This window comes from Pseudomonas sp. MD330_10 (genome assembly GCF_042610415.1).
In the GTDB taxonomy this organism is placed as follows: domain Bacteria; phylum Pseudomonadota; class Gammaproteobacteria; order Pseudomonadales; family Pseudomonadaceae; genus Aquipseudomonas; species Aquipseudomonas rhodesiae.
This window is the reverse complement of sequence record NZ_JBHGZU010000005.1, coordinates 50,647-76,036: the sequence shown is the minus strand read 5'-3', so window position 1 is coordinate 76,036 and position 25,390 is coordinate 50,647. Positions and strand designations below refer to the sequence as shown.

Genomic DNA, 25,390 nt, shown 5'->3' with positions numbered 1-25,390 from the left:
TCGTGTGGGAGGGGGCAAGCCCGCTCCCACAGTTGGCCTGTGGTGGGGCTTAGTTGCTCTTCACCGCATAGTCCGGCTTTTTGTCATTGCCTGGGATGTATGGGCTCCACGGCTGCGCCCGGATCGGCTCCTGGGTCTGCCATACCACCGAGAACTGCCCGTCGGCCTGGATCTCGCCGATCATCACCGGCTTGTGCAGGTGGTGGTTGGTCTTGTCCATGGTCAGGGTAAAGCCCGACGGCGCGGCGAAGGTCTGGCCGCCCAGCGCTTCACGCACTTTGTCGACGTCGGTGGACTTGGCTTTCTCCGCCGCCTGCGCCCACATATGGATACCCACGTAGGTGGCTTCCATCGGATCGTTGGTCACGGCTTTGTCGGCGCCCGGCAGGTTGTGTTTCTTCGCGTAGGCTTTCCAGTCGGCGACGAATTTCTGGTTCACCGGGTTCTCCACCGACTGGAAGTAGTTCCAGGCGGCGAGGTTGCCCACCAACGGCTTGGTGTCGATGCCGCGCAGTTCTTCTTCGCCCACCGAGAACGCCACTACCGGCACTTCGGTCGCTTTGAGGCCCTGGTTGGCCAGTTCTTTGTAGAACGGCACGTTGGAGTCGCCGTTGACGGTGGAGATCACGGCAGTCTTGCCGCCGGCCGAGAACTTCTTGATGTTGGCGACAATGGTCTGGTAATCGGCATGGCCGAACGGGGTGTAGACCTCTTCGATGTCTTTATCCGCTACGCCTTTGGAATGCAGGAACGAGCGTAGGATTTTGTTGGTGGTGCGCGGGTACACGTAGTCGGTGCCGAGCAGGAAGAAACGCTTGGCGCTGCCGCCTTCCTCGCTCATCAGGTATTCAACGGCCGGGATCGCCTGCTGGTTCGGCGCGGCACCGGTGTAGAACACGTTAGGTGACATCTCTTCGCCTTCGTACTGCACCGGGTAGAACAGCAGACCGTTGAGTTCTTCGAACACCGGCAATACGGATTTGCGCGACACCGAAGTCCAGCAGCCGAACACCACGGCGACTTTGTCCTGGGTCAGCAACTGCCGACCTTTTTCAGCGAACAGCGGCCAGTTCGACGCCGGGTCAACCACCACAGGCTCCAACATTTTTCCGTTCACACCACCCTTGGCGTTGATCTCGTCGATGGTCATCAACGCCATGTCCTTAAGCGACGTTTCGGAGATAGCCATGGTCCCGGACAGCGAGTGCAGGATGCCGACCTTGATGGTCTCAGCGGCCTGGACGGTCCACGTCATGCCCATGGCGGCAATGGATGCCGAAAGAGTGAAAGCCTTGATCAAGCTGCGACGCTTCATGGTGCGATCTCCGAGTACCCAAGTGTTGTTGTTGGACAGATACTCCGGTGATTGCAAGGGCTGTGCCTGCTTGCCCTAACGAGTGAATACGGCGCTCACACCGCGCTGGCGGCCAGGCTCTGCACCGAATCGGCGCCTGAACCTGGCCGTGGTGCGGGGCCGGCACTGCACTGGTGCGTTGGCCCCGGCTTGTGTCATGGGCGCGCCGATTGGCCTTGCCCGAACCACCGCGACAGCAGCAGGCGATCCAGCACCCACACCGCAATCAACGAGGCGCCCACCAAGGGGAAGATGATCGCCAGCGCCAGCATGATGGCCATCGCGGTTTTCCACTTCGGCAGGTCATGGCGCAATGGCGGCACCCCGAGCCCGCCCTGGGGCCGGCGCTTCCACCAGATCACCACGCCGCTGACCGCGCTGAGCAGGATCATCAGGCAGATCAGCAACACGAGCAGTTGGTTGACCCAGCCGAACATCTTGCCTTCGTGCAGCATCACGCCGGTCTCGGTGGCCCGCGCGACCAGGTTGTAGTGCGCCCAGCGCACGTCGGCCAGGACCTTGCCGGTGTACTGGTCCACATGCAGGGTCGCGTCGTTGCGCGGGTCGTCGGCGAACACGGCGATGGTGAATACGCCGTCGGCGGTGGTGGGGAAGGTGATGCTGTAGCCGGGCTCGACCTTGCGCGCGGTGGCCAGGTCGACCACCTGTTGCAGGTGCACGGTCGGCGCAGCCGGGCCCGAATGCATGGCGCCGTGATTCATGTGTTCGGCATGGTCGCCGGACATCGGCATCGGCGTGTTTTCCATGGCCCAGGGCACGGTCTGTTGCGTCGCGGTGTTGAGTGCCCGCGCTTGCTGATCGGATTGCGGCACGTCGTTCCACATCGCTGCGGGGAAGCGGTTCCAGAGCTCGGCGTATTGCTTGCCCCAGAAGCCGGTCCACGTCATGCCGCTGAGCAGCATCACCAGCAGAAACGCCGCGCCCCAGAAGCCCACCACCGCGTGCAGATCGCGCCAGAACAGCCGCCCGCGACTGCCGAGACGTGGCCACAGCACCCCGGCTGAAGACTTGCCGCGCGGCCACCACAGGTACAGGCCGGACACCACCAGCATCACGCCCCAACCGGCGGCGAGTTCTACCAAGCGATCGCCGGTGGTGCCGATCATCAATTCACCATGCAGCGCGCGGGCGATGGCTTGCAGATTGTATTGGGCGTCCTGCTCGCCGAGCACGGTGCCGCGATAGGGGTCGACAAACACCGTCACTTCGCGGCCATCGTTGTGCATCACAAACTGTGCGCTGCTGGTGGCGGTGGCCGGCGGTAGGTATTTGCTGATCTTGCCCAGGGGAAAGGCCGCCTGGGCCCGTTGCAGTTGCTCGTCGGCACTCAGCGCGTGTTCGGCGCTTTGCACCGTGAGCAGGTCGCCGTACATCAGCGGATCGAGCTGGGGTTTGAACAGGTAGATGATGCCGGTCAGGGCCAGCAGCACCATAAAGGGGGCGACAAACAGGCCGGCGTAGAAATGCCAGCGCCAGGCCAGGTTGTAGAAGGAAACTTTTTGAGTGCTCATCAGAGGCTCCGCAAGGCTTTGGTTTTTTTGTTTCAGATGTACCGCCATCGGGGGCAAGCCCCCTCCCACATTGGGTGCGCATTTCAAAATGTGGGAGGGGCTTGCCCCCAATGCTTTTAGAAGCTCATGTCCACCTTGGTCCAGAGCGTGCGCCCCGGCTCCTTGAGGGCTTGCGGATCGCTCGCCGGGTAGCCGAACCCGGCGTTGCCGGCCAGGTTCAAGTGCTCGGCGTAGGCCTTGCCGAACAGGTTGTCGACGCCGGTGCTGACTTTGAAGTTTTTATTGATGCGATAAGCCCCGTTCAGCGAGAACACGCCAAACCCGCCGCTCTTGTCATAGTCCTTGCCGACCACATTGCCTTTGTTCTGGTCGATGCGGTTTTGCGCCGCGACTACCCGCCACAGGGCTCCGGCGCTCCAGTTATCCTCGCTGTACGTCAGGCTCAGGCGGGTATCCAGCGGCGGCATTTGCGGCAGGGCCTTGCCGTCGCTGCTGTTCTTGCCCCAGGCGTAGGCCAGGGTCGCATCGGCTTTCCAGTGCTGGGTCAATTTGTAAGCTGCGCCCAGTTCGCCGCCCATGATGCGTGCGTCCACATTGCGTGCCTGGGAGGTGGTGCCCATCATGCCGGGCTTGTAATCGAACAGGATAAAGTCGCGCACCTGGCCGACGTAGCCCGACGCCCAGGCTTCGAGCGTGTCGGTTTTGTACTGCGCGCCGACGTCGAGCTGGGTGGTTTTCTCCGGCTTCACACCTTCGAATGCATTCACCGAACCGACCGCGCCGGTGTTGGGCGAAAACAGCTCCCAGTAATCCGGGAAACGCTGCGAATGGCCGAGCCCGGCGTAGACAGTCGTGGGGCTGTCCGCCAGGTCGTGCTCATAGCGCATAAAGCCCGACGGCAAAGTGTCGGCACGGGTCTCATCGGCAGTGGGGTTGGCGCGTTTGCTCATGCCCGAGCCGGTGGTCTGGCGAAAGTCCTTGGCCGAGGCGCGGTCCAGGCGCGCGCCGCTGACCAGGCGATCACGGTCGGCGGCGTACCAGGTGAGTTCGCCAAACACGCCGTAGTTGTGGAAGTCGGCGTCCTTGTCGCGCGGCAGATTTTTGTAGGTGTCGATGCCCATGCTGCTGCGTTGGCGGTGTTCGTTGGTCTGGGCGTCCAGGCCGCCGATCAACTGCACGTCGGCCCAGCGCCAAGTGGCCTTGATGCGGGCGCCGAGGGTGCGTCGGTCGACGTTGGAGGCCATGGGCCCGGCCATCATCCCGGTGCCCGACGGCGTGCGCAGGCTGTAGTTGTCCATCACATGGTCGGCGTAGTTGTAGTAAACCTGGGCTTCGACCTTATCCAGCACCTCGCCGATATTCGACTTTTCGAAGCGCAGCCCCAGGCTCTCGCGCAGAAACTGCGAGCCGTCCATGCCGCGCCCGGCGTAGCGCGCTTCGCCGTCGCCACGGCCAGCGGTGAGTTCCAGCAAGGTGTCGGCGTCGGGGGTGAAACCCACCGCAACGTCACCGTTCCACTTGTCATAGCGCGAGGCGACCGTGTCGTTATTGCCGTCCTTGTAGTCATCGGCGTGGGCCTGGTTGCCGATCACTCGCACGTAGCCCAGCGGCCCGCCGGCGGCGGCATCGATGACCTTGTCGAAGCGCCCGTTGGAGCCGGCCAGCACACTGGCGTTGAGACGCGTGCCGAGTTCGCCGAAGTGCTCAGGCTCCCGGTCGAACAGGATCGTGCCGGCCGAGGCGCCCGGGCCCCAGAGTACGGTTTGCGGGCCTTTGATCACGGTGAGGGTGTCGTAGGTTTCCGGTGAGATGTACGAGGTAGGCGCATCCATACGGCCGGGGCAGGCACCGAGCATCATGCTGCCGTTGGTAAGGATATTCAGGCGCGAACCGAACATGCCGCGCAGCACCGGGTCGCCATTGGTGCCGCCGTTGCGTACCAGGGCGAAGCCGGGGATGGTCTTGAGGTAGTCGCCGCCATCACTGGCGGGCACCGGTTGACGGGGATCCTTGGGGTTGGTGACCACGGTCAGCGGCGAGCTGGGGGCGATTGCGGTGATCACCGTGGGGCTCAATTCATGTTCGTCGGCGTGGGCCATCGGAACCAGCAGTGCGCCGCACAGAACGGCGAACACGGGGGTGCTTCCCAAACGGGAGTCAGCAGAAAACCTGGACATGACAAATTCCATCAATCAATCGTAAACAACACGGCCAGCAGCCTGCGGCTGTCTGTCTAAAGTCGGCCGGGGTGAAGTAACGGGTTTGAGTGTTTACGTTGCGATGGGCGGCGCACGGCTGCGGGCGCCGGGGAAGATGCTCTGCCGGGCATGGCCCAGGCGCGTGGCGGGGGTGAGGGCGTTGGCCGGCGGTGGGGCGCCGACGGCCACGAAGGACGCGTTGCCGGGCAGGGCCGGGCAACTGAACAGCAGCTCGCAGTAGCCGCACTTGGCCCACAGCGCGTGGTGCTCGCTAGGGGCCTTGGGATGATGGGCGTCGCCGTGGTCAGCCGGCATCTCCATGGGCATTGCCATGGACATACCGGCGTGATGATCCATCGGCATCGCTTGGGAAATCAGCGGACCGATAAAGATCATCAGCATGGCGAACAGGCTGATCCAACTGCCGCGCGTTACACGGCGGCGGGGAGACAACCTGGCGCGAGGGGCGCCCATCGAGCTTCAGCCTATTGCGGGTGCTGGTGCTCGTGACCGGCCATGGGCGGCATTTTCTGCACTGACACTTGCACCTCGACCTTGCCGGCCTTTTCGAAGGTCAGGGTCAGCGGGAACTGTTTGCCATCGGCCAGCAGGCTGCGGTCTTTGAGGCCCAGCAACATCACATGGTAGGCCATGGGCGCGAACGTCAGATCGCCTTTGGCCGGCACGGCCACGTTGGGCACCTCTTGCATTTTCATCAGGGCGCCTTGCATGACGTGCTCGTGCAACTGCGCCTCTTGCGCCACTGGCGTCTCGGCGCTGAGCAGGCGGTCCGGTGTTTCTGCGGTGTTATGCACCACGAAATACGCCGCGACGGTGGGCGCATTGGGTGGCAACTCCTGGGACCAGGGATTGCTGACCAGCAGGTCGCCGGCCTTGTAGTCTTGAGCATTGGCAGCACTGAACACCGGCAGCAGCAACGCGGCCAGAAGCAGGGAAGATTTGAGCATGGCAGTTCTCCAGAACGGTTCTAAACGCAGTTCACTTGCGAAAAAGACTAGACCGATGGAGAGGCGCGGGGGTTGAGGCTCGGCCATTGCTGGCGCGGGGTGGGGTTCTGCAATGAAGGCGGCGATAGGCTTTGTAGCGGCTCGAAGCGCGTCACATACAACTGCGGCATATGCCCCGGCAATGCCACCAACGACGGTGAGCCCGAGCAACACCAGCAATGCTGCATGGTGGAATGATCGTCCGGCTGCGGTGCCGGAATCTCCAGTTTGCCCAGTTCGATAGTTTTGAGGCTGGCGCCATTGGATGAACAGAAACTACCCCACAGCAGTTGCTGCACAGGGTCCTTGGACTGCTGCATCGCCCCGGCCAGCGGCATGGCAAACGCGTTGAACAGCACTGCAAAGCAGGCGATCCAGACGATTGCAAAGCGTTGACGGGCCATGGCGGACAATCCGTAGGGTTAAAGGATCAGGCCGGTATTTAGCCTGATCGGCGGGGATAAGTAAAAAGCGGCGGTGTGGTTTGGTGTCGCAGTGCTATCAGATCACTGTGGCGTGCAGCTTGAGGCCCAACGCTTTCATGACTTTCATGATAGTCGCGAACTCGGGATTGCCACTGCTGGAGAGGGCTTTGTACAGACTTTCTCTGCCGAGGCCGGCGTCGCGGGCTACTTGGGTCATGCCTTGGGCGCGGGCGATGTTATTGAGCGCCGAACGAATCAGCACGCCGTCGCCCGCATCTTCTTCGAAGCATGCCTCAAGATATTCGGCCATATCTTCGGGCGTTCTTAGGTGCTCTGCCACATCGAAGTCAGTGAATTCATTCATGAATTACTCCTTTTTCTCAAAGTCTTCTGCAATTTGTTTAGCACGCTGAATGTCACGTTTCTGCGTTGATTTGTCGCCTCCGATCAACAGCAGATAAACCACCTCGCCTCTGCGAGTGAAATAAACCCTGTAGCCAGGGCCATAGTGGATGCGCATTTCAAAAACGCCATTTCCGAGCGCTTCGCAATCTCCAAAGTTGCCCCATTGCGCGTTATCCAACCTCGCCAGTACGCGTGCTCGCGCGGGTTTACTGCGTAACGAATCAAGCCATTCTTGAAAGTGTTTTGACTTCTTAAATTGAATCATCTTGGATCGTATTCCTTGGGATACAAGGTGGCAAGATGCGACGCGCTGCAAAAGCAGTGCATCCCCCTCGCGGGCGCTGACGCAAAACCGCGAAACGGGAGGTTAGGGCGGGGGCTTTTGGCTGAGCCAGCCAGCTGGCTCGGAAGTGTCTGTAGGTTGATTCTGCGTTTAAGGCGGGGTAAAAATCGGCGACCGCTCGGGTGGTATCGGCGTCTGTTCACCGTAGCCGATGGCATCAGCACCGAAGACCTGCAAGACAACCTCAGCGAAGCACTCGCCTCGGCCAATGCGCTGAGTAGCGATTGCTCGGCTGCCGGGCAGGCGATAGCCACAAGCCGCTAACGCCACAACAAACAAGGTGGGAGGGGGCAGCCCCCTCCCACATTAGGTTTATTAGGTTTGTGGTGCTCCACGAGTGTGTATTGCCTGTAGCAGCGCTGACACTGCTGTGAATTCTCGGTCCACCGCCGCCAACAATGGCCGCTTCAACACCAGCACTGGCAGCCCGCGTTCCCGCGCCACTTCCAGCTTCGGCTCGGTGGCGGTACTGCCGCTGTTCTTGCTGATCAGTACATCGATCCCACGCCGTTCAAACAGCGCGCGTTCATCTTCGAGCAGAAACGGCCCGCGTGCGCCAATCACTTCACAGCGATCATTGCCGGGGTACACATCCAATGCGCGCAGTGTCCAGAATTGCTCGGCGGGGATTTCGTCGAGGTGCTGCAACGGTTCGCGGCCCAAGGTGAAGAGCGGGCGCTTGAAGGGTTTCAGGGCTTCGATCAGCTCGGCCCAGTCACTCACTTCGCGCCAGTCATCTCCGGCCTGCGGCTGCCACACCGGACGGCGCAGGGCCCAGCAAGGGATGCCACTCAACCGCGCAGCTTCGGCGGCGTTACGGCTGATCTGCGCCGCATAGGGATGGGTCGCGTCGAGGATCAGGCTGATTCCTTCATCCCGGACAAACTGCGCCAGGCCCTCAGCGCCGCCATAACCTCCGACACGCACTTGGCAACTGAGATCGGTCGGCACACGCCCCACCCCCGCCAAACTGTAGATGTGCTGCGCGCCCAATGTGCGGGCAATGGCGAGGGCCTCGGTCACACCCCCCAGCAGCAGAATCCTGTTCATAGTGGCTTGATCACTTCGAGCAAAGTGATCGGCAGCGCCTGGCGCCAGGTATCGAAGTCGCCCAACGGCTGGGCCTGGGCCACATGGATGCGCGTCAGTTCGCCGCCGTACTGGGCGCGCCAGTTCATCAGGGTTATTTCGCTTTGCAGGGTGACGGCGTTGGCGACCAGCCGGCCGCCGGGGCGTAGGTGTTGCCAGCAGGTATCGAGTACGCCGTCGCGGGTGACGCCGCCGCCGATGAAGATCGCGTCCGGGGCTTCAAGGCCTTGCAACGCATCCGGCGCTTTGCCGCGTATCAGCTGCAGGCCGGGTACGCCAAGGGCGTCGCGGTTATGTTCGATCAGGGTTTGGCGGCCTTCATCGGCCTCGATCGCCAGCGCGCGGCAGCTGGGGTGGGCGCGCATCCATTCGATGCCGATGGAGCCGCTGCCCGCGCCCACATCCCACAGCAGTTCGCCGGGCATGGGGGCGAGGCGGGCGAGGGTCATGGCGCGCACGTCGCGCTTGGTCAGTTGGCCGTCGTGCTGGAACGCCGAATCGGGCAACCCCGCCAGGCGCGACAGGCGCGGCGCCGTGGCATCCGCCACACAGTCGATGGCAACCAGGTTCAAATCGGCCACGCATGTGTGTTGCCAGGCCTGCGCCAACCCATCGATGCGTTGTTCCTGCGCCCCGCCCAGGTGTTCGAACACGCTAAACCGGCTAGGTCCAAAGCCTGACTCAGCCAATAGCGAGGCGATCAAGGCAGGGCTGCGACCGTCATTGCTCAACACCAACAACCGCACGCCGCTGGCCAGATGCGCGTTAAGCGCCGCCAACGGGCGCGCCACCACGGAGAGCGTCACTACGTCCTGCAACGGCCAGCCCAACCGCGCCGCCGCCAACGACACCGACGACGGCGCCGGCAAGATCAGCAACTCCTGTGCGGCCACTTGCCGCGCCAGGCTGGCCCCTACGCCGTAGAACATCGGGTCGCCGCTGGCCAGCACGCACACAGGCTCACCGCGCCGCGCCAACACCGGCTCCAGGGAAAACGGGCTCGGCCATAATTGCCGCTCGCCCCGAATACACATCGGCAACAGATCCAACTGGCGTTGCCCGCCGATAATCCGTGAGGCGCGCAACAGGGCGTGCCGGGCGTTCCTGCCCAGGCCCTTGAAGCCGTCTTCACCGATGCCTACTACCGTCAGCCAGGGCGACATAGGGATTCCTTGAACGACATCCGACGGGCAGGCTTTTCATGCCGCCGGACAAAGCAGGCATAATACCGCGCCTTTGCCCATGAACCGGTAGCCCCGTGAAGCCAACGCCCGCTGTGAATACCTTGCGCCCCTCGGCTTGTCCGGGGTTGCTGCGTATTGTCCAAGCGCTGGATGGCGGCATCTGCCGGATCAAATTGGCCGGCGGTTCCATCACCGCCGCCCAGGCCCACGCGGTGGCGGACGCCGCCCAAGCCTATGCCGGTGGGGTGATCGAGGCGACCAATCGCGCCAATCTGCAGATTCGCGGCATCGGCGCCGAGCAGGACGCGTTGATTGCCCTGCTGCTCGCCGCCGATCTTGGGCCGAATAACCCCGCCGGCGATGACGTGCGCAACCTGATGCTCAGCCCCAGCGCCGGCATTGACCCACAGATGCTGTTCGACACCCGCCCGCTGGCCGAGCAGATTCTCGCCACCTTGCAAAACCATTCGCGGTTTCACCAACTGTCGGCCAAGTTCGCGATCCAGTTGGATGGCGGCGAGGCCCTGGCGATGCTCGACCATCACCATGACGTGTGGCTATCGGCGTTTGTGCGCGATGGCAAGACATTGCTGGCGTTCGGCCTGGCCGGCTGCCCAGGCCAGGATGCCCCCGTGGCGGCGGTGCCGCTGGAGCAGGGCCATACGCTGGTGGTGGCAGTGCTGGAAGCTTTTCTCGACCTGGCGACCCCCGAGCAAACCCGCATGCGCCATCTGGATGTGGATAACCTCATGCGCCGCCTGAGTCTGCCGCTGCTGTCGGTGGAGGGCTTCAAACGCCCGGCCACTGGCGCGTTGCTGCACATCGGAAGTTATCCACAAGAGCAAAAGAATCAGTTCTATGTCGCGGCAGGTGCGCCGCTGGGCCGCCTGGACTCGATGATGCTCAAGGGCGCCGCGCAACTGGCCTGCGAGTACGGCGATGGGACGTTGCGCCTGACCCCTTGGCAGGGCGTGTTGCTGCCCAATATCGAGCGTCCGGTCGCGGTGACCCAGCGCTTGGCGCAGTTGGGCTTCCTGTGTGCAATCGACGATCCCCTCGCGCGCATGATCGCCTGCACCGGTTCCAGCGGCTGCGGCAAAGCCCTGGCCGATACCAAAGCTGACGCTGTGCAACTGGCCGCGCTGCAACCCGGCATAGAGGTGCATCTGTCCGGCTGCCCGCGCTCCTGCGCTGCGGCGCACACCGCGCCGGTTACCTTGCTGGCGGTGAGCCCCGGTCACTACGACGTCTATTTTCGCGATGCAGCCCAGCCCGGTTTTGGCCGGCTGCAGGCGCGCATCCTTTCTATTGAAGCGACGGGCACCTTGCTGCGTGCCCGCCCACGGAGCAACACCGATGATTGATTACATCCGCGACGGTCAGGAGATCTATCGCAACTCCTTCGCCATTATTCGCGCGGAAGCCAACTTGGCCCGTATCCCGGCTGATTTGGAAAAACTCGCGGTGCGCGTGATTCATGCCTGCGGCATGGTCGAGGCCATCGACGGCTTGCAGTTTTCCGACGGCGCAGGCAAGGCCGGGCGCGATGCACTGGCCGCCGGTGCGCCGATCCTGTGCGACGCGCGCATGGTCTCCGAGGGCGTGACCCGTGCGCGCCTGCCGGCCAACAACCCCGTGATCTGCACCCTGCGCGACGACAGCGTGCCGGAACTGGCGCGGGAGTTGGGCAACACCCGTTCCGCCGCCGCCCTGGAACTGTGGCGCCCACACTTGGAGGGCAGCGTGGTGGTGATCGGCAACGCGCCGACGGCGCTGTTCTATCTGCTGGAGATGCTCGATGCCGGCGCACCGAAACCGGCGTTGATCCTGGGCTTTCCGGTGGGGTTTGTCGGTGCCGCCGAATCCAAGGCGATGCTGGCCGCCGACAGCCGTGGCGTGCCATTCGTTATCATGCAAGGTCGCCTGGGCGGCAGCGCCATGGCCGCCGCAGCGGTGAATGCGCTCGCCACGGAGGTTGAATAATGTCGGCGCGCGGACGCTTGATCGGCCTGGGCGTGGGCCCCGGCGATCCTGAACTGATTACCGTCAAGGCGCTGCGCCTGCTGCGTGAGTCGCCGGTGGTGGCGTACTTCGTGGCCAAGGGCAAGAAGGGTAACGCCTTCGGCATCATCGAAGACCATCTGGTGCCACAGCAGACCCTGATGCCGCTGGTGTACCCGGTGACCACCGAAGCGCTGCCGGCACCGCTGTCCTACGAGCAGGTGATCAGCGATTTCTACGACACCGCCAGCGTCGATGTGGCCGCGCACCTGGATGCCGGCCGCGACGTGGCGGTGATCTGCGAAGGCGACCCGTTCTTCTACGGCTCCTATATGTACCTGCACGACCGTCTGGCCGAGCGCTACGAAGCGCAGGTCATCCCTGGCGTGTGCTCAATGCTCGGCGGCGCCTCGGTGCTCGGCGCGCCACTGGTGTATCGCAACCAGAGCCTGTCGGTGCTTTCGGGTGTATTGCCCCATGACGACCTCAAGCGCCGCCTGGCGGACGCTGACGCGGCGGTGATCATGAAGCTGGGGCGCAATTTCCCCAAGGTGCGCCAGGTGCTCGAAGAACTCGGCCTGGCCGAACGCGCGCTGTATGTGGAACGCGCGACCATGGCCAACCAGAAGATTGTGCCGCTGGATCAAGTGGAACCGATGTCGTCGCCATATTTTTCACTGATCATCGTGCCCGGTGAACGGTGGCAAGGATGATGCGCCCGGCGATTGTCATCCTGGGCCAAGGCAGCTTGGCCACGGCGCGCAAGATCCAGCAGGTTTACCCTGGCGCGCTGATCCACGGCCTGGCGGGGCGTATTGAGGGTGCGGACACCCTCTACAACGAGTTCGGCACCACCCTGCGCCAGCTCTATCAACAGGGCACGCCGTTGATTGCGTTGTGCGCGGCCGGCATCGTGATTCGCACCCTGGCGCCGTTGCTGCTGGAAAAAGGCGAAGAGCCTGCGGTACTCGCGGTGGCCGAAGACGGCAGCGCTGTGGTGCCGTTGCTGGGGGGGCTGGGTGGGGTCAACGTCATGGCCCGCGAGATCGCGGCTGCGTTGAACGTGGCGGCGGCAATCACCACCAGTGGTGAACTGCGTTTCGGCACTTGCCTGCTCAACCCTCCGAGTGGTTATGAGTTGGCCGATCTGGAGTTGGGCAAGCGTTTTGTCTCCGACCTGCTGGCCGGTGAAAGCGTGCGCATCGAAGGCGCGGCGCCGTGGCTGGAACAGGCCAATCTGCCCCAGGATCAACAGGCCCGCCTGGCGATTCATGTGGGCAGTGCCGAGCGCAAACCTGCGGCCAATGAATTGCTGATCTATCCGAAAACCGTGTGTGTGACCTGTGCTCCGGGCCCGTACTTGGCCGAACGCGTGCGCAGCGCTTTGGGAGAAGCCGGTATTGCTGTGCAATCCCTGGCCTGCCTGCTGGCCAGCCACACGCAGATGGCCGACTCTTCGCTGCACGAAGCCGCGCTGGCGCTGGGCGTGCCGCTGCGGTTTGCCGATGTGCAGCCCGGCGCGCAGTTGCTGATCGATGTTGCCGAGCAACCATTGGATGTGTCCCAGCTGGGCCGCGCCCGTGGCCGCCTCGCTGTGATTGGCCTGGGCCCCGGCGCCGCCGAGTTGATGGTGCCGGCGGTGAAAGCCGAACTGGCGCGCTGCACCGATGTACTGGGTTATGAAACCTATGTGCGCATGGCCGGCCCATTCCGTGACGATCAGGTACAGCATTGCACCGACAACCGCGAAGAAATGCAGCGCGCGCGCCATGCTTTCGAACTGGCCGCCCAGGGTCGTTCGGTGGTGGTGGTGTCGTCCGGCGACCCGGGTGTGTTCGCCATGGCGGCGGCGGTGATCGAGGCGTTGCACGAGTCCGACGACCCGGCGTGGCATCAGGTCGAGCTGGAAGTCCTGCCAGGCGTCTCGGCGTCCCTGGCCACTGCCGCTCAGGCCGGCGCGCCGTTGGGGCATGACTTCTGCGTGATGTCGCTGTCGGACAACCTCAAGCCCTGGTCGATCATCGAAAAACGCCTGGACCTCGCGTCCCAGGCCGACCTGGCCCTGGCGTTCTACAACCCGATTTCGCGTTCGCGCCCGTGGCAACTGGGTCGTGCCCTGGAAATCGTCGCGCTGCATCGCACGCCGCAAACGCCGGTGGTGCTGGGCCGCGACATTGGCCGCCCCGGCCAGACGCTGCGCGTAACCACCCTGGGTCAACTCACCCCGGACCAGGTGGACATGCGCACCATGGTGCTGATCGGCTCGTCTACCACCTGCACATTCCCGCGGGCCGATGGCGGTACATGGGTCTATACACCGCGTTGGTACGGCGAAAAACCCGGCGCCTGAGGCTGCACGAAAGCTCCGATAAACCCTGGGCGATCACCGGGTGTTTTCGGAGCTTTTTTCTTTTTTGCACAAGGAAAACTGGAAGGCCCGGCGATGTGCCCCGCAATTGCTGGGCAGCGTTTCGCACGGCGTGGCGGCGAGCGTTGTTTGTCGTGTGGAAACCCCGCTGGGCGCTGGACTAGGGTGAAGGCAAGCCCCATGTTGGGGTGCTTGTGGAGAACTGGAAAATGGAGCGACATCACAAACGGATCAACAACGTAAAACGGCGCAAATTGATCGCCGCCTACAAACTGCCGGGAGCGCCCGGGGCGCACGCCACGTTGCCGCTGGACACCGATGAAGACAGCAACGCCGCGGTGGTCAACAACAGTGTCATGTCGTTTGCCGAGGGCCTGTCCGGGCTGAACCGCGAATACATCCGTAAAAGCTATCTGCTGGCCAGCAGTTACGTGAGCGATGTGTTGAAAGTCCAACGCGGCAGCGAGGCGTGGTACGACGAATTTATCAAGGTAATGATCAGTCTGGGCTGGCTACCGGTGCGCAGTCGGTTCGAGCGCGTCTCCAGCGTCGGCAAGGGCCTGACGGTGCAACTGGCGGCGTTGAATATGATTGCGACGTTGCTGGCCTCGACGTCATTGAGCGGGCCGTTGCTGGCTACGCTGCCCAAGCTGGCGGCGGATGCGCTGGAGGCGCTGAAGCAGCAGCCGACGTCTTTCGAACTGTTCAAACGCAACAGCGCCGTGCACCAGGGCGGTGATTTCGGCCTGGCGTCCTGCGCCGAATCCGACGGTGAATTGACGATGGTGCTGGTGACCTACAGCACCCAGGGCGTGAGTAAACAGGTGGGGTTGCCATTCCTGGAGTGGGATAGCTCCTCGTTCGAGGCCTTCAGCGGGCAAACCTGCCTGGTGCTCAATACCTCGGTGGTCAACGAAAAAACCATCCAGCTGATGCGCGAGAGCGCCGGAGACAAAGTACAGCTGGCAATCGCGAAATACCGGATTTAGGGCACCAGATAGCCGCGCACGCCCGTAAAAATAATCTGCGCGGCAAGGGCGCAAACAAACAAGCCCATCAACCGACTGACAATCTGCAAGCCCTGGTCACCCAAAATGCGTTCGATGCGGTTGGACAAGTACAGCACCACACCCACCGTGAAGCTGGCCAGGGCGATGCTGAGGATGGCCATGATTTTGTCATCCCAGTGCGGCTGGCTGACCCCCATTACCAGCAACGCACCGATGGTGCCGGGGCCGACGGTGAGGGGGATGGTCAGCGGCACGATGGTTACGTCCTGCTGCACGTTATCGGTCTGCACGGCCGACTTACCCTGAGCCATGCCCAGGGCAGAGATGAACAGCACACTGCCGGCGCCGATGCGGAATGCGTCCACGGTGATGCCGAACACACTGAAAATCAACCGGCCGAACAGGTAGAGCAACACACTGGAAACCAGCGTTGCCAAGGCCACTTTCCAGGCCAGGCGGCGTCGTTCTTTGCTGGAATAGCCGCGAGTCAGGCTGATAAAGCAGGACAGCACGAAGAACGGGCTGTAGAGCACCAGCATCTTCAGGTAAACGCTGAATAACACATGGAGCATGGAGGAGGCTCGCGGCAGGAGAAGTGGGGAGAGTCTATCAGGCGCCAGGGATCAAATGTGGGAGGGGCATTACAGCTCAAGAGGGGGCGTGTTCGGGTCGTTGCTGACGCTGTGCTACCCAAAATTCAACCAATTCGCGCAACTGCGACAATTCCACCGGCTTGGCCATATGCCCGTCCATGCCGGCTTGGCGTGCGCGTTCTTTATGTTCCGAGAGAATGTGCGCGGTGAGCGCGACCACCGGCGTGCGGATACGTTGGTGGCTGACTTCCCAGGCGCGCAGTTGTTGGGTGGCCGAAAAACCGTCGAGGATTGGCATCTCGCAGTCCATCAACACCAGGTCATAACGCTGGGCTTTCATGGCCTCCAGCGCTTCTTCGCCGTTGCTGGCGGTGTCCGGATCGAGATTGAGTTTTCCGAGCATGCCGCGGATGACTTTGGTGGAAATGCTGTTGTCTTCGGCCACCAGAATGCGGAAATCGCTGGGCACGGTGACAGCTTCCGGCGTCGTCAGGACCGGGCGCGGCGTGGCGCTGCCTTTGCTGCGTTGGGTCAGTTCGTCGGCCAGGGTGGTCTTGAGGGTGTAGCCGGCCACCGGCTTGGCCAGGATGCGCTTGATCCCGCAGTTACGCGCGATGATCTTGCTCGGCGCGTTGCTGATACCGGTGAGCATGATCAACAGAATATCGTGGTTCAGGCTGGGGTCTTCCTTGATCTTCGCCGCCAGCTGCATGCCCGTCATGCCTGGCATGTTCTGGTCCAGCAGCACCACGTCGAAGTAGTCGCGCAGGTGCGCCTTGGTACGCAGCAGTGCCAGGGCCTCCTTGCCAGAAGGCGCGGCACTGACGTTCAGGCCCCAGGCCGAGCATTGCTGCACCAGCACTTTGCGGCAGGTGTCGTTGTCGTCCACCACCAGCACGCGGGCGCCTTTGAGCGGACCGTCGAGGTCGGACGTCGGGTGTTCCAGGCGCTCCGGGTCCAGCGGCAGGGTCAGCCATAGGGTGCTGCCCTGATGGCTGCCGCTCTTGATGCCGAATTCGCCGTTCATCAACAGGATCAGCTGGCGCGCGATTACCAACCCCAGGTGGCCACTCAAACGGGTGGCCGACAGGAAATTCTTACTGTGCAGTTCGCTATGCAGCAGGGCATCGCGCTCGGCGGCTTCCATCGGGATGCCGCTGTCTTGCACGGCGATGCGCAGGCGCGGTTTGGTGCTGCGATCGTCCAAGGCCACCACGATCAGCACTTCGCCTTCGTCGGTTTTCTGCAGGGCGTTTTCCAACAGGCTCAACAGCGCCTGGCGCAGGCGTGTCGGGTCGCCGCTGATAACGCGCGGCACCTGGGGCTGGATAAAGCTGATCAGTTCGACATTCTGCTGCTCGGCCTTGGCGCGGAAGATACTCAGGCAGTCCTCGATCAGCGCATTGAGGTCGAACTGCACATCGTCCAATTCGATCTGCCCGGATTCGAGTTTGGAGATGTCGAGAATCTCGTTGATCAGCGTGAGCAGTTCGTTACCGGCGCTGTGGATGGTCTGCACATAGTCCCGTTGCTTCACCGACAGCGGAGTGCCCAGCAGCAGTTCGGTCATGCCCAGCACGCCGTTCATGGGGGTGCGGATTTCGTGGCTGATTTTTGCCAGGAACTCGGCCTTGGCGGCGATCTCGGCATTGCTGGCGGCCAGGTCGCGGCTGAGGCTGAAGCGTGCCTCGACAATCGCGCGCTGGCGCTCGCCCAGGGCCAGGCTCATCAACAGGCCACTCAGGCAAATGAATGCCAGCAGCGTCACGATCAGGCCCTGGGGCGAGACCATCGTCAGGCCCAGCAGCGCCGGCAGAATGATCAGAGTGCCGATATTGAAGACCACCATCCCCGCCACGAACAGTCGCGCTGGACGGTAGCCTTTCTGCCAGTGATACGCTGAAACGAACAACATGCTCAGCCCTGCCAACGCCACCAGCGCGTAGGTGATGATGTTCAGGGGCAGGGTGTTGACGAACAACAACAGCAGACCGCACAGCACGATGAGCAGGATGTCGGCCATCAGCAGCTTGTTCAGTACATGGGGGCCGAGCGGCATAAAGAAGCGATAGGCAAACATCAGCCCGCACGGTGCGGTCAGCAGCAGGGCCAGGTACGCGCCGGGGGTCTGCACTGCGTGCCAGTTGGGCAGCCACGGGCCGACCAGGTTAAGCAGCAGCGCCAGGCTGAGCATCAACAGGGCCTCGCAGGCGGCCAGCCATAGGCTGCTGCGCGAGCGGTGGTAGGCGAAGCGTGTGAGGTTATGCAGGATCAGCATCAGCAGGCAGCCGAACAGCAGGCCGTAGATCAGCGTCTGCGTCTGGTTGGCGGCGGCAAGTACGGCCGGTTCCAGAGTGATATAGGGGCGCAGCTCGTGTTCCGAGACCAGCCGCACGTAGACCTCAAGGACGTTCTGACTTTGCGGCAGCGGTAGCATGAAGTCGCTGCTGGGCAGCGGGCGTTCCGTCTGGGCCTGGCGGGTGCCGGTGCTTTGTTGCTCTACCAGGGTGTCACCATCGAGCACGTACAGGTTCAGGTGGGACAGGTCCGGGGCGAAGATGCGCAGCACTTGCTCGTGCTTGCCGGGTTGCAACTTGAAACGTACCCACAACGCACCGTCCGGCTCCGCGGCGGTAATACGGTCCAGTTCGATGGGGCTGAATTGATTGGTGTAACGCGAGGAGCGGATGTCGCTCAGTTGCAGGTCAGCCTGTTCATCAAGCAATACTGCCCAGCCACTGCCTTGCGCGGCGGCCTGGGCCGGGAGCAAGCAGAGCAGCGTCAGCAGACTGACAGTGAAACCTATGGCGATCCTGAGCCAGCGCACGGCGAAATCCCTTCGTAGGTTGATGCACGGGTTAACTATGCGCGGGGTGGCGGGTATACGGCAAGGGCCTTGAGCCCTTGCCTAACCGAACGGATAGCTACTGACAATGCTAGCGATGTTCGAGATTTACTGGCTCTCACCACGCTCGCGGGCAATGGCGCGATAGCCAATGTCCTTACGGTAGAAACAGCCCTTCCAGTCGATTGCCGCGGCCAGTTTGTACGCTTGCTGCTGCGCGGCGTCGACACTGGCGCCCATGGCGGTTGCGCACAGCACGCGGCCGCCGGCGGTGACGACCTGGCCGTCCTTGAGCGCAGTGCCCGCATGGAACACCTTGCCTTCCAGCTTAGCCGCCGCTTCCAGGCCCTCAATCACGTCGCCCTTGGCGTAGTCGGCAGGGTAGCCGCCGGCTGCCAGCACAATGCCGACGCTCGGACGTGGGTCCCACTGTGCTTCAACCTTGTCCAAGGCCTGGGCCAGGGCGGCTTCCACCAGCAGCACCAGGCTCGATTGCAGGCGCAGCATCACCGGTTGGGTTTCCGGATCGCCGAAGCGGCAGTTGAACTCGATGACTTTCGGATTGCCGGCTTTGTCGATCATCAGACCGGCGTAGAGGAAACCGGTGTACACGTTGCCTTCGTCGGCCATGCCGCGCACGGTCGGCCAGATCACCTGATCCATCACACGCTGGTGCACGTCGCTGGTCACCACAGGCGCCGGGGAGTAGGCGCCCATGCCACCAGTGTTCGGGCCAGTGTCGCCGTCGCCGACGCGCTTGTGGTCTTGGCTGGTGGCCATTGGCAGCACGTTCTTGCCGTCGACCATCACGATGAAGCTGGCTTCTTCGCCGTCGAGGAATTCTTCGATGACGACACGCGAGCCCGCATCGCCGAAGGCGTTGCCGGCGAGCATGTCGCGTACGGCGTCTTCGGCTTCCGGCAGGGTCATCGCTACGATCACGCCTTTACCGGCGGCCAGGCCGTCGGCCTTGATCACGATTGGCGCGCCTTTTTCACGCAGGTAAGCCAGGGCCGGCTCGATCTCGGTGAAGTTCTGGTAATCGGCGGTCGGGATCTTGTGGCGGGCGAGGAAATCCTTGGTAAAGGCTTTCGAGCCTTCCAATTGCGCAGCACCGGCGGTGGGGCCGAAGCAATCCAGGCCACGGCTGCGGAACAGGTCCACCACACCGGCCACCAGCGGTACTTCCGGGCCGACGATGGTCAGGGAAACGTTTTTCTCGGCGAAATCGGCCAGTTGCTCAAGGGCCAGCACGTCGATGGCAACGTTCTGGCATTTGGCTTCAATGGCGGTGCCGGCATTGCCGGGTGCTACGAAAACTGTCTGGACGCGAGGGTCCTGGGCAACTTTCCAGGCCAGGGCGTGTTCACGGCCGCCGCTGCCAATGATCAAAACATTCATGTCAAAACCTCAAATTCTGTAGGCGCCGCTGGAGCGCTTTATGTGGAAGGTGGCAAGCCCCTCCCACATTCCGATCGAGTCGGCTTAGTGGCGGAAGTGACGCATGCCAGTGAAGACCATGGCAATGCCAGCTTCGTCGGCCGCGGCAATCACTTCGGCGTCGCGCATCGAGCCGCCTGGCTGGATCACGGCGGTCACACCGGCCTTGGCGGCGTTGTCCAGGCCGTCACGGAACGGGAAGAACGCGTCGGACGCCATTACCGAACCGGCCACCTGCAACCCGGCGTGCTCGGCCTTGATCGCGGCGATACGCGCCGAGTTCACGCGGCTCATCTGGCCGGCGCCGACGCCGATGGTCTGGCGGTTCTTGGCGTAGACGATGGCGTTGGATTTAACGTACTTGGCCACTTTCCAGGCGAAGATCAGGTCGTGGATTTCCTGTTCGGTCGGCGCCCGCTGGGTCACCACTTTCAGGTCGTCGGCGCTGATCATGCCGATATCGCGGCTCTGCACCAGCAGGCCGCCGTTGACGCGCTTGTAGTCCCAGGCCGCGGCGCGGTCGGCCGACCACTCGCCGCAGGCCAGCAGGCGCACATTGGCCTTGGCTGCGACGATGGCGCGGGCTTCTTCGCTCACGGATGGGGCGATGATCACTTCAACGAATTGACGATCGACGATGGCCTTGGCGGTCTCGGCGTCCAGTTCGCGGTTGAAGGCGATGATGCCGCCGAACGCCGACTCGGTGTCGGTGGCGTAGGCCAGTTCGTAGGCCTGGCGAATGCCGCCTTCGGCGTCCGGGCTGACGGCCACGCCGCACGGGTTGGCGTGCTTGACGATCACGCAGGCCGGCTTGACGAAGCTCTTGACGCATTCCAGCGCAGCGTCGGTGTCGGCCACGTTGTTGTAGGACAGCTCTTTGCCTTGCAGCTGGGTCGCGGTGGCGATGCCCACTTCGGCAGGCTTGGCTTCCACGTAGAACGCCGCGCTCTGGTGCGGGTTCTCGCCGTAGCGCATTTCCTGGGCCTTGATGAACTGGCTGTTGAAGGTGCGCGGGAACTGGCTGCGGCCTTCGGTGCTGAGGGTTTCGGCGGCTTGATTAACGGTGCCCATGTAGTTGGCGATCATGCCGTCGTAGGCGGCGGTGTGTTCGAACGCCTTGAGCATCAGGTCGAAACGCTGAGCGTAGGTCAGGCCACCGGCCTTGAGGTTTTCCAACACGCTGGCGTAGTCGCTGGCATTGACCACAATGGCCACGTCTTTGTGGTTCTTGGCCGCCGAGCGGACCATGGTCGGGCCGCCGATGTCGATGTTTTCGATGGCGGTCGGCAGGTCACAGCCGGGTTTGTTGATGGTGGCTTCGAATGGGTAGAGGTTGACGGCCACCAGGTCGATCGGCTTGATGCCGTGCTCGTTCATGATCGCGTCGTCGGTGCCGCGACGGCCGAGGATGCCGCCGTGGATTTTCGGGTGCAGGGTCTTGACCCGACCGTCCATCATTTCTGCGAAACCGGTGTAGTCCGCGACTTCTACTGCGGCCACGCCGTTGTCCTGCAGCAGTTTGAAGGTCCCGCCCGTGGAGAGGATTTCCACGCCCAGAGCTTCCAGCTCACGGGCAAATTCGAGGATCCCGGTCTTGTCGGAGACACTGATCAAGGCGCGGCGGATCGGCAGGCGGGTGGTCTGGTCGGTCATTTCAATTTCCATCAAAAGCAAAGGAGTCAGCAAAAAAGGCGACCGGTTTTACGCGGGCGCCTTTCTGGTTGGATTGAATGCTTACAGCAAATCGTACTGCTTGAGCTTCTTGCGCAGGGTCCCACGGTTGAGGCCCAGCAGCTCACTGGCTTTGGTCTGGTTGCCCTTGACGTAGTTCATCACGCTTTCGAGCAAGGGCGCCTCGACTTCGGAGAGCACCAGGTTGTACACGTCAGTGACGGAAGCGCCCTCAAGATGGGCGAAATAATTGTGCAGCGCCTTCTCGACACTCCCGCGAAGGGTCTGACCTTCTTCGCTCGGTGTGTTGAGGTGCTGTTTCAAATTGACGTTGTCGCTCACGGGTGCTGTTCCACTCACTAAAGTCTCGGTCATCATCGTCATGCGGCCACCCCCTCTCCGTCCCCTGTCACCAGGCTCTTGTAACGTCCGGCGAAGAACTCACGAACGTTGGCGCACTGTGCTTCCGTATCATCCAAACGATTGAAGTGGGCGCGAAACTCCTTGGCGCCCGGCAAGGTTGCGAGATACCAGCCCACATGCTTACGAGCAATGCGTACTCCCATGACGTCTCCATAGAAGGCGTGCAGGGCGGCCAGATGCTCTAGCAGAATACGTTCCACCTCGACCAGCTCCGGCGCCGGCAAGGTTTCGCCGGTGCGCAGGAAGTGCTCGATCTCACGAAAAATCCACGGCCGCCCCTGGGCAGCACGGCCAATCAACAGGCCATCGGCACCGGTCGCGTGGAGTACGCGCCGGGCTTTCTCGGCGGAGTCGATATCGCCATTGGCAAAGACCGGCATCGACACCGCCTGCTTTATCGCGGCGATGGTGTCGTACTCGGCTTCACCGGTGTAAAGGTCGGCGCGGGTGCGGCCATGCACCGCCAGCGCTGTAATACCTGCCTGTTCGGCGATCTTCGCCACCGTCAGACCATTCTTGTTGTCCCGGTCCCAGCCGGTGCGAATCTTCAGGGTTACCGGCACATCGACTGCGGCGACAACGGCCTGCAGGATCTCGGCAACCAACTGCTCATCTTTCAACAGCGCTGAACCGGCGGCCTTGTTGCAGACCTTCTTGGCCGGGCAGCCCATGTTGATATCGATAATCTGCGCACCCAGCTCCACGTTGGCTCGGGCCGCATCCGCCAGCATCTGCGCATCTCCACCGGCGATCTGCACCGAGCGGGGCTCGGGATCACCTTCGTGAATCATGCGCATCCGCGACTTGCGGGTGTTCCACAAACTCATGTCGCTGGTGACCATTTCCGAGACTACTAGGCCGGCGCCCAATCGTTTGCACAGCTGACGAAAGGGCTGGTCGGTGACGCCCGCCATGGGGGCGAGAATCAAGCCGTTCTGCAATGTGTATGGGCCGATGCGTACCGCCGACATAGGACTTCCCTGTTGTGGGGCCGGATCATTAGAGTTCGAAAAAGGGTTGGCATGATACCCGCTCTCGATGACTGGATAAAGGCTGAATTGGATAAAATCTGAACAGTTATTTCTTTATCGCCGTCGGTTTGGTTGAGCGGCGCGCAGTCAATATTCCACCGTCAGGTTTCGGTGGCTGAGTCGTTTCACTCAGGGGAGTGGAAGCTCAGGCTGTAATTCACGGCTCTGTTACCCGGATCGAGGATATCCAGGGAAATATGGATTGGGGTCTGCGATGGCATTTCGCTAACGCCGGCCAGCTCGCCGCTGAGGTATTCGCTCGGTTTGAACCGACGACTGGCAATCAAGCCGCCGTTGAGATCGGCGAAACGCAGCTCCAGCAGTGGGAAGGGCTGGGAGAAAGTCGCACGGTTGTAGATGATTGCGTCCACCACCAGCGCCCCGGCGAACTCAGGGTGGCTGCGCACCACCAGGTTGCTGCTCTTGATATGGGCGATATCGACCCGTGACGGTACCGTGCAGCCCAGTGTGGGGCACAACTGCTGGAACCACGGACGGTAGGCGTCCTGGCGGGCCAGGTCGTCGAATTGATAGGCGATGTACTGGCCCGCCAGGCCGGCTGCGGCGAGAAGCACCAGCAATAGCCAGATCAGGCGGCGGCCCAGCCCTGAAGGGCGTTTTTGTGCGTAGAGGTGCAGCGGGTCGTCTTCCAGGTCCTGAAGCACGTCGTCATGGACGCTGGCCGCAGGGCGCGCACGCTTGCGGCGCGGCTGAGGGTGTTCTTCGGGCTCCGGCGTGGGGGCCTCATCGTGTACTGGAGTGACCGGGGGATCGAATGCGTCGGTGTCGCGTATCGGCCGCAACGGCGGCTCATCCTCGATCTCGTCGGTGTGGAACGACATTGACGGTTCGGTGCGCTGACGTGTCGCAGCGCCTGGGGTCGCTTCGGGTTCGTCTTCGTCGGCTTGGACACGTTCTTCAGCAGGTTCGCTGAACAGGCTGGCGGCCCACTTTTCCTCTTCGGCCTTGACCGTGTCGCGGCTGGCGCTGAGGGGTTCTTCCTTCTGCCGACGATCGCCGGGTTGGCGACGGTCTGCGCTCACCGATGCGGCGGGCTGAGTGGGGCGGCGTTCCAGCTTGGCCAGTTCTTCGTCCAGGTCCAAGTGGTCCAGGTCCAGCTCTTCGGCGCTCCATTGCTTCTGGCTGATCGCGCGCGGCGCCTCGGGCAAGGCCTCGGCGGCTGTCGGCGGCTCGGTCGTCGGCGCAGGCGCAGGCGCATGGGCCGCGCGTTGCTCCAGTAACTGGCGAGCCGCGTTGAACACTTGCAGGCACGAGCCGCAACGAACCACGCCGCGGGCCACGCTCAATTGAGCATGGTTGACGCGAAAACGAGTCTGGCAATGTGGGCACTGGGTGACGAAACTGTCGGTCATGCGGCCATCCGATTCAGGCAAGCGCTCATTCTAGCGCCGACGACCGCTGATGCGTACCCAGCCATCGCGGTTAGCGATCGGGTCCAGGTCGAAGTCCTGGGCATAAGCGGCGGCGACTTCATCGCCCTGTTCGGCGAGGATCCCCGACAGCGCCAGGCGCCCGCCGGTCTTGACCAGGCTCGACAGCTGCGGCGCCAGGGACACCAGCGGCCCGGCGAGGATATTGGCCACCAGCACATCGGCCTGCACCTGGGGCAAATCCTGTGGTAGGTAAAGCGGGAATTTGCCTTCAGGAATGTTGTTGCGCCCGGCGTTATCGCGCGACGCGTCCAAGGCCTGTACATCGATATCGGTGCCGACGGCTTCCTTGGCACCCAGCAGCAGAGCGGCAATTGCCAGAATCCCCGAGCCGCAGCCGAAGTCCAGTACGTGGCTGTCGCGCAGGTCCTGACCGTCGAGCCATTCCAGGCACAGGGCGGTGGTGGGGTGGGTGCCGGTGCCGAACGCCAGGCCCGGGTCGAGCAGCAGGTTCACCGCGTCCGGCTCCGGTGCCGCGTGCCAGCTCGGCACGATCCACAGGCGCTGGCCGAAACGCATGGGCTGGAAGTTGTCCATCCAACTGCGCTCCCAGTCCTGGTCTTCGATCACTTCGCTGTGATGTTCCGGCAGCGGGCTGCCGGTGAGCAGTTCCAGGTGGGCCAGTACGCTGGCGGCTTCGGTGCCGCCCTCGAACAGGGCCAGCAAGTGGGTGTGGGACCACAGTGGGGTGGTGTTCAGTTCGGGTTCGAAGATCGGCTGGTCTTCGGCGTCCATAAAGGTCACCGACACGGCGCCCACTTCGAGGAACGCGTCTTCGTAGGTTTCGGCTTGCTCTGGGCTGATGGCGAGACGGACTTGCAGCCAAGGCATGGCGGGCACCTTTGAAAATAATGAGTGTGCGACGACGGGGTCGCGAAAGCGCGCAAGTTTACGCGAGCGGCGGGCAGAAGACGACACTACTGACTGCACGCCGGTCAAATGTGGGAGGGGGCTTGCCCCCGATAGCGGTGGACCAGTTAGAGAGACTCAGACTGACACACTGCAGTCGGGGGCAAGCCC

General features: G+C 62.7%; 23 protein-coding genes. 5 read left to right on the top strand and 18 right to left on the bottom strand.

All coding sequences use genetic code 11. The annotated features are described in order from the left end of the window. Positions 1-49: 49 nt before the first annotated feature. The 10 genes from urtA to cbiE all read right to left on the bottom strand — a co-directional run bounded on the left by urtA (position 50) and on the right by cbiE (position 9,516). The gene (urtA, locus tag ACFZPT_RS09735) at positions 50-1,315 is read right to left on the bottom strand and encodes an urea ABC transporter substrate-binding protein (RefSeq protein ID WP_034095662.1); all 1,266 of its coding nucleotides are present in this window, start codon (positions 1,313-1,315) and stop codon (positions 50-52) included. Positions 1,316-1,509: 194 nt separating this feature from the next. Beyond that, entirely contained in the window at positions 1,510-2,886 is a 1,377-nt protein-coding gene (locus ACFZPT_RS09730) for a PepSY domain-containing protein (RefSeq protein WP_099313094.1), read from the bottom strand. 116 nt (positions 2,887-3,002) lie between these two features. Then, a complete protein-coding gene (locus ACFZPT_RS09725) occupies positions 3,003-5,063 on the bottom strand; it encodes a TonB-dependent copper receptor (RefSeq protein WP_047881391.1) in 2,061 nt (686 codons plus the stop codon). Between the two features lie 93 nt (positions 5,064-5,156). Continuing rightward, positions 5,157-5,558, bottom strand: coding sequence for a DUF2946 domain-containing protein (locus ACFZPT_RS09720; RefSeq protein ID WP_034111571.1), 402 nt, complete (start codon positions 5,556-5,558; stop codon positions 5,157-5,159). An 11-nt stretch (positions 5,559-5,569) separates the two neighbouring features. After that, a complete protein-coding gene (locus tag ACFZPT_RS09715) occupies positions 5,570-6,052 on the bottom strand; it encodes a copper chaperone PCu(A)C (protein WP_099313076.1) in 483 nt (160 codons plus the stop codon). Between the two features lie 47 nt (positions 6,053-6,099). After that, positions 6,100-6,495, bottom strand: coding sequence for a DUF2946 domain-containing protein (locus tag ACFZPT_RS09710; RefSeq protein WP_099313077.1), 396 nt, complete (start codon positions 6,493-6,495; stop codon positions 6,100-6,102). Positions 6,496-6,592: 97 nt separating this feature from the next. Next, the gene (locus ACFZPT_RS09705) at positions 6,593-6,880 is read right to left on the bottom strand and encodes an addiction module antidote protein (protein ID WP_040265965.1); all 288 of its coding nucleotides are present in this window, start codon (positions 6,878-6,880) and stop codon (positions 6,593-6,595) included. 3 nt (positions 6,881-6,883) lie between these two features. Beyond that, on the bottom strand, positions 6,884-7,186 hold the full coding sequence (locus ACFZPT_RS09700) for a type II toxin-antitoxin system RelE/ParE family toxin (protein WP_040265967.1): 303 nt from the start codon (positions 7,184-7,186) through the stop codon (positions 6,884-6,886). A gap of 393 nt (positions 7,187-7,579) precedes the next feature. After that, positions 7,580-8,314 (bottom strand): cobalt-precorrin-6A reductase, encoded by a 735-nt coding sequence (locus ACFZPT_RS09695; RefSeq protein WP_379555264.1) that lies wholly within the window; start codon positions 8,312-8,314, stop codon positions 7,580-7,582. Further along, the gene (gene cbiE, locus ACFZPT_RS09690) at positions 8,311-9,516 is read right to left on the bottom strand and encodes a precorrin-6y C5,15-methyltransferase (decarboxylating) subunit CbiE (protein WP_099313080.1); all 1,206 of its coding nucleotides are present in this window, start codon (positions 9,514-9,516) and stop codon (positions 8,311-8,313) included. The genes ACFZPT_RS09695 and cbiE overlap by 4 nt, the downstream gene beginning before the upstream one ends. Before the next feature lie 95 nt (positions 9,517-9,611). Between cbiE and cobG the strand changes: the two genes are divergently transcribed. From cobG to ACFZPT_RS09665, 5 genes are all read left to right on the top strand, one after another. After that, the gene (cobG, locus tag ACFZPT_RS09685; protein WP_256593267.1) at positions 9,612-10,901 is read left to right on the top strand and encodes a precorrin-3B synthase; all 1,290 of its coding nucleotides are present in this window, start codon (positions 9,612-9,614) and stop codon (positions 10,899-10,901) included. Next, positions 10,894-11,520 carry a precorrin-8X methylmutase gene (locus tag ACFZPT_RS09680; RefSeq protein WP_034095672.1) on the top strand — a complete coding sequence of 209 codons (627 nt, stop codon included), beginning with the start codon at positions 10,894-10,896 and terminating at the stop codon, positions 11,518-11,520. The genes cobG and ACFZPT_RS09680 overlap by 8 nt, the downstream gene beginning before the upstream one ends. Continuing rightward, the gene (locus ACFZPT_RS09675) at positions 11,517-12,251 is read left to right on the top strand and encodes a precorrin-2 C(20)-methyltransferase (RefSeq protein WP_169902991.1); all 735 of its coding nucleotides are present in this window, start codon (positions 11,517-11,519) and stop codon (positions 12,249-12,251) included. Before ACFZPT_RS09680 ends, ACFZPT_RS09675 begins: the two co-directional genes overlap by 4 nt. Beyond that, a complete protein-coding gene (gene cobJ, locus ACFZPT_RS09670; RefSeq protein WP_099313081.1) occupies positions 12,251-13,888 on the top strand; it encodes a precorrin-3B C(17)-methyltransferase in 1,638 nt (545 codons plus the stop codon). The genes ACFZPT_RS09675 and cobJ overlap by 1 nt, the downstream gene beginning before the upstream one ends. A 227-nt stretch (positions 13,889-14,115) precedes the next feature. Continuing rightward, positions 14,116-14,895 (top strand): hypothetical protein, encoded by a 780-nt coding sequence (locus tag ACFZPT_RS09665; RefSeq protein WP_034095675.1) that lies wholly within the window; start codon positions 14,116-14,118, stop codon positions 14,893-14,895. On the opposite strand, the gene ACFZPT_RS09660 is transcribed toward ACFZPT_RS09665, so the two are convergent. From ACFZPT_RS09660 to prmA, 8 genes are all read right to left on the bottom strand, one after another. Further along, positions 14,892-15,488 (bottom strand): MarC family protein, encoded by a 597-nt coding sequence (locus ACFZPT_RS09660; protein ID WP_034095676.1) that lies wholly within the window; start codon positions 15,486-15,488, stop codon positions 14,892-14,894. The genes ACFZPT_RS09665 and ACFZPT_RS09660 overlap by 4 nt on opposite strands. Before the next feature lie 76 nt (positions 15,489-15,564). Further along, complete coding sequence (locus tag ACFZPT_RS09655) at positions 15,565-18,336, bottom strand: hybrid sensor histidine kinase/response regulator (RefSeq protein WP_034095677.1); 2,772 nt, start codon at positions 18,334-18,336, stop codon at positions 15,565-15,567. Between the two features lie 126 nt (positions 18,337-18,462). After that, positions 18,463-19,755 carry a phosphoribosylamine--glycine ligase gene (purD, locus tag ACFZPT_RS09650; protein WP_034111583.1) on the bottom strand — a complete coding sequence of 431 codons (1,293 nt, stop codon included), beginning with the start codon at positions 19,753-19,755 and terminating at the stop codon, positions 18,463-18,465. 84 nt (positions 19,756-19,839) lie between these two features. After that, a complete protein-coding gene (gene purH, locus ACFZPT_RS09645; RefSeq protein ID WP_034095679.1) occupies positions 19,840-21,447 on the bottom strand; it encodes a bifunctional phosphoribosylaminoimidazolecarboxamide formyltransferase/IMP cyclohydrolase in 1,608 nt (535 codons plus the stop codon). Between the two features lie 81 nt (positions 21,448-21,528). Next, complete coding sequence (fis, locus tag ACFZPT_RS09640) at positions 21,529-21,849, bottom strand: DNA-binding transcriptional regulator Fis (protein ID WP_003221275.1); 321 nt, start codon at positions 21,847-21,849, stop codon at positions 21,529-21,531. Continuing rightward, positions 21,846-22,859: a tRNA dihydrouridine synthase DusB gene (gene dusB, locus ACFZPT_RS09635; RefSeq protein ID WP_034095680.1), complete on the bottom strand. Its 1,014-nt coding sequence runs from the start codon at positions 22,857-22,859 to the stop codon at positions 21,846-21,848. Before dusB ends, fis begins: the two co-directional genes overlap by 4 nt. Before the next feature lie 185 nt (positions 22,860-23,044). Then, positions 23,045-24,292 carry a DUF3426 domain-containing protein gene (locus ACFZPT_RS09630; RefSeq protein WP_034095681.1) on the bottom strand — a complete coding sequence of 416 codons (1,248 nt, stop codon included), beginning with the start codon at positions 24,290-24,292 and terminating at the stop codon, positions 23,045-23,047. A 30-nt stretch (positions 24,293-24,322) separates the two neighbouring features. Then, positions 24,323-25,201 (bottom strand): 50S ribosomal protein L11 methyltransferase, encoded by an 879-nt coding sequence (gene prmA, locus ACFZPT_RS09625; protein WP_034095682.1) that lies wholly within the window; start codon positions 25,199-25,201, stop codon positions 24,323-24,325. Positions 25,202-25,390 lie beyond the last annotated feature (189 nt).

Excerpts from the sequence above, each read along its gene's own strand:
- urtA (WP_034095662.1), bottom strand. The coding sequence starts at position 1,315 with ATGAAGCGTCGCAGCTTGATCAAGGCTTTCACTCTTTCGGCATCCATT.
- ACFZPT_RS09730 (WP_099313094.1), bottom strand. The coding sequence starts at position 2,886 with ATGAGCACTCAAAAAGTTTCCTTCTACAACCTGGCCTGGCGCTGGCAT.
- ACFZPT_RS09725 (WP_047881391.1), bottom strand. The coding sequence starts at position 5,063 with ATGTCCAGGTTTTCTGCTGACTCCCGTTTGGGAAGCACCCCCGTGTTC.
- ACFZPT_RS09720 (WP_034111571.1), bottom strand. The coding sequence starts at position 5,558 with ATGGGCGCCCCTCGCGCCAGGTTGTCTCCCCGCCGCCGTGTAACGCGC.
- ACFZPT_RS09715 (WP_099313076.1), bottom strand. The coding sequence starts at position 6,052 with ATGCTCAAATCTTCCCTGCTTCTGGCCGCGTTGCTGCTGCCGGTGTTC.
- ACFZPT_RS09710 (WP_099313077.1), bottom strand. The coding sequence starts at position 6,495 with ATGGCCCGTCAACGCTTTGCAATCGTCTGGATCGCCTGCTTTGCAGTG.
- ACFZPT_RS09705 (WP_040265965.1), bottom strand. The coding sequence starts at position 6,880 with ATGAATGAATTCACTGACTTCGATGTGGCAGAGCACCTAAGAACGCCC.
- ACFZPT_RS09700 (WP_040265967.1), bottom strand. The coding sequence starts at position 7,186 with ATGATTCAATTTAAGAAGTCAAAACACTTTCAAGAATGGCTTGATTCG.
- ACFZPT_RS09695 (WP_379555264.1), bottom strand. The coding sequence starts at position 8,314 with ATGAACAGGATTCTGCTGCTGGGGGGTGTGACCGAGGCCCTCGCCATT.
- cbiE (WP_099313080.1), bottom strand. The coding sequence starts at position 9,516 with ATGTCGCCCTGGCTGACGGTAGTAGGCATCGGTGAAGACGGCTTCAAG.
- ACFZPT_RS09680 (WP_034095672.1), top strand. The coding sequence starts at position 10,894 with ATGATTGATTACATCCGCGACGGTCAGGAGATCTATCGCAACTCCTTC.
- cobJ (WP_099313081.1), top strand. The coding sequence starts at position 12,251 with ATGCGCCCGGCGATTGTCATCCTGGGCCAAGGCAGCTTGGCCACGGCG.
- ACFZPT_RS09665 (WP_034095675.1), top strand. The coding sequence starts at position 14,116 with ATGGAGCGACATCACAAACGGATCAACAACGTAAAACGGCGCAAATTG.
- ACFZPT_RS09660 (WP_034095676.1), bottom strand. The coding sequence starts at position 15,488 with ATGCTCCATGTGTTATTCAGCGTTTACCTGAAGATGCTGGTGCTCTAC.
- purD (WP_034111583.1), bottom strand. The coding sequence starts at position 19,755 with ATGAATGTTTTGATCATTGGCAGCGGCGGCCGTGAACACGCCCTGGCC.
- purH (WP_034095679.1), bottom strand. The coding sequence starts at position 21,447 with ATGACCGACCAGACCACCCGCCTGCCGATCCGCCGCGCCTTGATCAGT.
- fis (WP_003221275.1), bottom strand. The coding sequence starts at position 21,849 with ATGACGATGATGACCGAGACTTTAGTGAGTGGAACAGCACCCGTGAGC.
- dusB (WP_034095680.1), bottom strand. The coding sequence starts at position 22,859 with ATGTCGGCGGTACGCATCGGCCCATACACATTGCAGAACGGCTTGATT.
- ACFZPT_RS09630 (WP_034095681.1), bottom strand. The coding sequence starts at position 24,292 with ATGACCGACAGTTTCGTCACCCAGTGCCCACATTGCCAGACTCGTTTT.
- prmA (WP_034095682.1), bottom strand. The coding sequence starts at position 25,201 with ATGCCTTGGCTGCAAGTCCGTCTCGCCATCAGCCCAGAGCAAGCCGAA.